Below are 5,050 nucleotides of genomic sequence, written 5' to 3'. Positions count from 1 at the left end.
GCTGGTAGATCCGTCGTTCGCCAATGTCTCTCGGACCATTGGCGTTCCATTGGCTCACCCCTTTCATGTTGCCGACGTAAAACGTGTCCTGGGCCCCGCGATAGCCCGGACATTCTCACCTCAGCTTCAGGACATCGTCCGTCAGATCAAGTGGTAACTTATACACCTACGGCATTCGCCGGGCCGACGATCTGGCGGCGGTCGTGGCCTTCTTCGAGGCCCGCAATGGCCGCCTCCATGGCTTCCGCTTCAATGACTGGGGCGATCACAAATCCTGCCTGCCCTCAGGCACGCCTTCGCCCACCGACCAGGAGATCGCCACCGGCGACGGCGCAACGACCGCGTTCCAATTGGTGAAGCGTTACGCCTCGGGCAGCCAGACATGGGTGCGGACCATCGCCAAGCCGGTCGCGGGCTCGGTCGCCGTCGCTCTGAACGGTGCGCCGCAGCCCGCTGGATGGTCCGTCGAAACCACGACCGGCCTCATCACCTTCACCACCGCGCCGGGCGCTGGCGTCACGATCACCGCTGGCTTCGAATTCGACGTGCCAGTCCGCTTCGACACCGACGCTCTCGACGTGACGCTCGACCTCGAGCGGCTGGGCTCGATTACCTCCATTCCGCTTCTGGAGATCCGACGATGAATGACGAAATCGGGTTTCTGGCGGCGGCGCTGAAGGAACTGCTCGCCTCCACGGCGGTGATCCTCGCCGCCTGGGGGCGCTCGGCGGTGCGACCAACGCTCTGACCACGAAGATGCGGCTGCGCGACGCGCTGCGCCACATCCTGCTCGGCGGTCTGATCGCGGCCGGGATGGGCAGCCTGTCGATGGCGCTCATCACCCGTTGGCTCGGCCTGCCGCCCGAGGTCATCCCGGCCGGGGGCGTGGCCGGATCGGCCGCCTATCTGGTCGGCGTCTTCGGACCGGCCTTCATCGAGGTGCTGCTCGCCCGCCTGCGCCACGCCGGGAAAGGCGATGGCGATGCATGACCTTCTCCGCCTCGCGCGCTCCCTGCGCTGCGACCCGGCCGATCCCGGCCAGGCCTTCCGCCACCGTCTGGGCGTCGGCATCGCCATTGCGGCACTGATCCTGATCCTCTCGCTTCTGGGGTGACTTCCATGCAGATGACTGACCGGGGCTTGCTGGCCCTCGTCCGGCACGGAGGGATCGTGCCCGGACCTTACCGTGATGTGAAACAGGTCTGGACCTTCGGCATCGGTCACACGGGCGCCGCCGGGGCGCCCGATCCGGACACGATGCCGCGCGGCGTGCCTGCCGACCTCGATGCCGGGATCCGCGAGGCGTTTGGGGTCTTCCGGTCCGACCTCGCGCGTTACGAGGCTGACGTTTTGCGCGCCGTGAAGGTGCCGCTGATGCCGCACGAATTTGATGCGCTGGTCTCGTTTCACTACAACACAGGCGGCATCGCCAAGGTGGCGCTAACCCGGCACTTGAACGCGGGCGACAGAGCCGCAGCGGCAGCAGCCTTCATCGGCTGGCTCAAGCCCGTTGCGATCCGCCGCCGCCGCGAGGCTGAACGCGACCTCTTCGCAACGGGCCGCTAGCCCGCCGGAGCCATTCCAGTCTGGTCGGTGGATCGTAGCGGCTGCGGCGATTTCTCGCGACCGATCCGGCGCCTGACTGAGGACGAGGCGCTGGCGCTGCTGCGCCCCGCAAGCGTGCCGGTGCCGGCGCAATCCGTTGTCGTCCCGTCTTGGTGGCGGAGGCTGTTGGACAATTTCAAAAAGAAGGGCAACATCATGAACTGGAACCTCGCGCGTGGGCCAATCTACCTTGCCTGTCTGGCGGCCTCTGGTCTGGCGATGGCCGGGCTGGCTGATTTCGATCAGGCGACCGGTACCTTCCACCTGAGGCCCTTCAACCTCTGCGCCTTGACCGGCGCTGGCGGTGGTGTGGTGTCGTCCGCGCTGGCCTCTCTGGCATTGTTTCGCGGCTGGGGGCGGAAGTGAAATCCCTCTCACCCGCGCTGCAGGCCCATCTTGACGACCGCACGACGACGCTCGCCTGGTGCTGGCGGATCGCCCGGGCCGACGGCGTCACCTTCGGCTTAACCAACCGCGACCGGACGCTCAGCTTCGACGGCACCGACTTCGAGCCCGAGAGCGGCCTGACGGCGTCCGAGGTGCGGTCGGGCTCGGACCTGTCGGTCGATGCGCAGGACGCGGAAGGCGTGCTGATATCGAACGGATCACCGAGACCGACATCCTCGACGGTCGATGGGACAATGCCGAGGTCGAGGTCTGGCGGGTGAACTGGGCGGACCAGGGCCAGCGCGTACTGATGCGGCGCGGCCCCATCGCTCAGATCCGGCGCGGGCGGCTCGCCTTCGTCGCCGAGGTCAGCTCGCTCGCCCATGTGCTCGGCCAGACGGTCGGGCGAACCTTCCAGACGAGTTGCGACGCGGCGCTCGGAGACGCGCGTTGCGGGGTCGATCTGGACGACCCGGCCTACAAGGGCACAGGCGCGGTGGTCGATCTCCTGCGTGACCGGGCGCTCTCGACCTATGGCAACCGCCTACCGCAACTCTCCTTCGAGGTGTTCCGCCCGCTCGCCGATTCCGACACCGCCGAGGGGCTGACCCGCGCCGTCACCATGATCCCGGCCTGGGGCGAGCTCACCTACGCGACGCAGGCGATCCGCAAAGATGGTGGCGCGACGGTGTCCGAGAACTTGAATGCGCTGGCCGACTCAACATGGTAGAGGCGCTCGACCGGCTGCAGGCCATGGCACCGGCCGTCGAGAGCGTCAGCCTCGTCGTGGCGTGGTTAGGCGATGACCTGCGCGCGAGATCGTCGACGCGAGCATTGTGCCCGCGCCTTGCCAGCGGATGACCGACGCGGAGCGCGAGCTGGATCAACCAGATCGAACGCTGGTTCGCGGGGCTGACCTGGAAGCGGCTCCGTCGCGGCGTCCACCGCTCAACCGCCGACCTCGAAGCTGACATCCTTGCCTTCACCGAGACCCACAACGAGAACCGCAAACCCTTCCGATGGGTCAAATCCGCCGACGAAATCCTCGCCGCCGTCAAGCGCTTCTGCCAGAGGTTCCAGCCGAGCACATTCCGAACTTTAGATTCAAGTGACTAGGAGCCGGCCTTCGCGGCGCGAGGATTTGCCCTGCGCTGCTTCTAAGAGCCGGCTGGCCTCTCGTCCGCGATCATCAGTGCGGCGGCGCGCTCGGCAAGCGCGGCGATCGTCTTGGACGGGTTCAGGCCAATCGGGCGCGGGAAGACAGCGCCGTCCGAGACGTAGAGTCCGGGATGACCGAAGACCTCGCCGCGGTGGTCTACGACGCCTGCGGCCGGGGCTGCCGCCATGGCGCAGCCTCCGAGCGGATGAGGCGTGACGAGGTTGCGCAGGATCGTCCAAGTCGGGGGCACCCGCGCCTCGCCTCCGGTCGCTCGGCTCAGCCGTTCATGTGCGGCGATCAGGCCGCCCACGCCACGCTCGGAGCGAACGACGTCCCAGTCAAGCTTCAGACGCCGCTTCCAGGGCCGCAGCCAATCGCGACCCAAGTAGAGTCGCCCGTCGCCGCCGTCCATCGCCTGGCCGAACCACGGCATCATCGTCTCGAATGTGTCGCCGTCGTCTAGGGCGTTCGCAAGCCGCTTCAGGAGTCCTCCGCCACGGCTGGAGCGCCCGGTCTTTGCCCGCGCCCGCACCAGATTCCCGATCACGTCGGCGAAGCCTCCGTCCTCGACAAAATACCGCGCCCCGTTGTCCGAGCCGTCGAGGAAGTCGATCGCGCCGGTGATGGTCGGCCCGATGCTGGGCGAGAGCCCCCGTCCCGGATAGAACGCAGGCGTCAGGAAATCGCCATTGCTGCTCCAGCCCTGGCCGAGGGCGCGGCTGACCCGGGGAAGCGTGCCGAAGCGGTCGCGCGAGCGGAACAGAATCTCGGTCGAGCCGAGCGACCCCGCGGCGATCACCACGCGCGGCGCCCGCACTACCCGCTCGACCCGCCGGCCCCCGGCGATCTCGTCATACACTACCGCATAGCCGGGCCCCTCGGCCGCAACGTGAGAGACCAGCGAGAGCGGCCGGATCTCCGCGCCGCAATCCTCGGCCACGGCGAGATAGTTGAGGTCGAGCGTATTGCGCGCGCCGGCCTTGCAGCCGAGGTCGCAGTTGCCGGCGTGAACGCAGTAGCCCTGGGTGCGGCCGAAGCGATTGATGAATGTCTTCGTCGCGCGCTCGTCCGCAGGCCGGGTCTCCGGGTAACTTCCCTCGGGGTCGAACGAGACGGCGAGTTCCACCTTACGGTAACGGTGCGACGCGCCGGTCTTCGCGGCCGCCTCGCGCAGCAGCCGGTGGCGCAGCGTCAGTTGGGTCTCGGGCAAAACTTCGGGCGACAGCATCTCCGTCACCCGGGCATAATGCGGCGCCAGCGCCTCGAAGCTGATCGGCGCCGACCAGCCGGAGGCGAAGGCGTCGGGCCGGGCGTCGATGCTAACATTGGCGTAGATCAGGGACCCGCCGCCGACGCCGGCGCCCTGTGCCACCCACATGTCGTCGAGGAAGCGCATGTCGATCCAGCCGTTCTGCTTCTCCGGCTCGTCGATGTCAAAGATCCAGGCGTCGTCCGGCCCGCGCGGGAAGTCTTCGGGCTGCCAGCGCCGTCCGCGCTCCAGCACCAGCACGGCAAACCCCGCCTGCGCCAGCCGGCAGGCATGGACCGCGCCGCCAAAACCGCTCCCGATGACAATGACGTCGGGCCTCATGCGCGTTTGCCCCGTACCGGAATTCGGATCGTCTCGCCGATCAGCTCGGGTGCGATCGGACGGTCGGGATTGAACAGGTGCGTGGCGCCGCGCGGTACGGTCATCACGTCCTTACGCGGCGTCTGCGCCGGCTTGCCGGCTTCGAACGGGGCCGGGGTCCATCCCGGAACCTTGGCAAGGCCGATCGGAAACACTTGTCAACGGCGGAGCAAAACCAGGCCGTTGGGCGGCGCAAAAGTAGGCCACTTGGCGCCGCAAGCGGGGAACGGCGGGAGGGCGTAGCCCGACTAGAGTTTCCCGCTTGCGGC

The 5,050-nt window shown here is 67.7% G+C and carries 6 protein-coding genes and 3 pseudogenes; 7 read left to right on the top strand and 2 right to left on the bottom strand.

All coding sequences use genetic code 11. From position 1 onward, the window contains the following. Positions 1–164 precede the first annotated feature (164 nt). The 7 genes and pseudogenes from ACLJK8_RS21965 to ACLJK8_RS21935 all read left to right on the top strand — a co-directional run. Positions 165–644 (top strand): annotated as a pseudogene (locus ACLJK8_RS21965) (TIGR02217 family protein); the annotation flags it as partial. 112 nt (positions 645–756) lie between these two features. Continuing rightward, entirely contained in the window at positions 757–990 is a 234-nt protein-coding gene (locus tag ACLJK8_RS21960; RefSeq protein ID WP_413152564.1) for a hypothetical protein, read from the top strand. Beyond that, positions 983–1,114 carry a hypothetical protein gene (locus ACLJK8_RS21955; RefSeq protein WP_255453271.1) on the top strand — a complete coding sequence of 44 codons (132 nt, stop codon included), beginning with the start codon at positions 983–985 and terminating at the stop codon, positions 1,112–1,114. Before ACLJK8_RS21960 ends, ACLJK8_RS21955 begins: the two co-directional genes overlap by 8 nt. A gap of 5 nt (positions 1,115–1,119) precedes the next feature. Beyond that, on the top strand, positions 1,120–1,566 hold the full coding sequence (locus ACLJK8_RS21950) for a lysozyme (RefSeq protein ID WP_413152563.1): 447 nt from the start codon (positions 1,120–1,122) through the stop codon (positions 1,564–1,566). A gap of 165 nt (positions 1,567–1,731) precedes the next feature. Continuing rightward, the gene (locus ACLJK8_RS21945) at positions 1,732–1,971 is read left to right on the top strand and encodes a hypothetical protein (protein WP_413152562.1); all 240 of its coding nucleotides are present in this window, start codon (positions 1,732–1,734) and stop codon (positions 1,969–1,971) included. Further along, positions 1,968–2,530: pseudogene (locus ACLJK8_RS21940) on the top strand (DUF2163 domain-containing protein); the annotation flags it as partial. The gene ACLJK8_RS21945 and the pseudogene ACLJK8_RS21940, both read left to right, overlap by 4 nt. 332 nt (positions 2,531–2,862) lie before the next feature. Then, a pseudogene (locus tag ACLJK8_RS21935) lies at positions 2,863–3,108 on the top strand (hypothetical protein); the annotation flags it as partial. A gap of 41 nt (positions 3,109–3,149) precedes the next feature. On the opposite strand, the gene ACLJK8_RS21930 reads toward ACLJK8_RS21935, so the two are convergent. After that, on the bottom strand, positions 3,150–4,742 hold the full coding sequence (locus ACLJK8_RS21930) for a GMC oxidoreductase (RefSeq protein WP_413152561.1): 1,593 nt from the start codon (positions 4,740–4,742) through the stop codon (positions 3,150–3,152). After that, positions 4,739–4,936 (bottom strand): hypothetical protein, encoded by a 198-nt coding sequence (locus ACLJK8_RS21925; RefSeq protein WP_413152560.1) that lies wholly within the window; start codon positions 4,934–4,936, stop codon positions 4,739–4,741. Before ACLJK8_RS21925 ends, ACLJK8_RS21930 begins: the two co-directional genes overlap by 4 nt. Positions 4,937–5,050: the final 114 nt, after the last annotated feature.

This window comes from Amaricoccus sp. W119 (assembly GCF_047275745.1).
Lineage (GTDB): Bacteria > Pseudomonadota > Alphaproteobacteria > Rhodobacterales > Rhodobacteraceae > Amaricoccus.
This window is presented reverse-complemented; position numbering and strand designations above follow the sequence as displayed.

Excerpts from the sequence above, each read along its gene's own strand:
- ACLJK8_RS21960 (WP_413152564.1), top strand. The coding sequence starts at position 757 with ATGCGGCTGCGCGACGCGCTGCGCCACATCCTGCTCGGCGGTCTGATC.
- ACLJK8_RS21955 (WP_255453271.1), top strand. The coding sequence starts at position 983 with ATGCATGACCTTCTCCGCCTCGCGCGCTCCCTGCGCTGCGACCCGGCC.
- ACLJK8_RS21950 (WP_413152563.1), top strand. The coding sequence starts at position 1,120 with ATGCAGATGACTGACCGGGGCTTGCTGGCCCTCGTCCGGCACGGAGGG.
- ACLJK8_RS21930 (WP_413152561.1), bottom strand. The coding sequence starts at position 4,742 with ATGAGGCCCGACGTCATTGTCATCGGGAGCGGTTTTGGCGGCGCGGTC.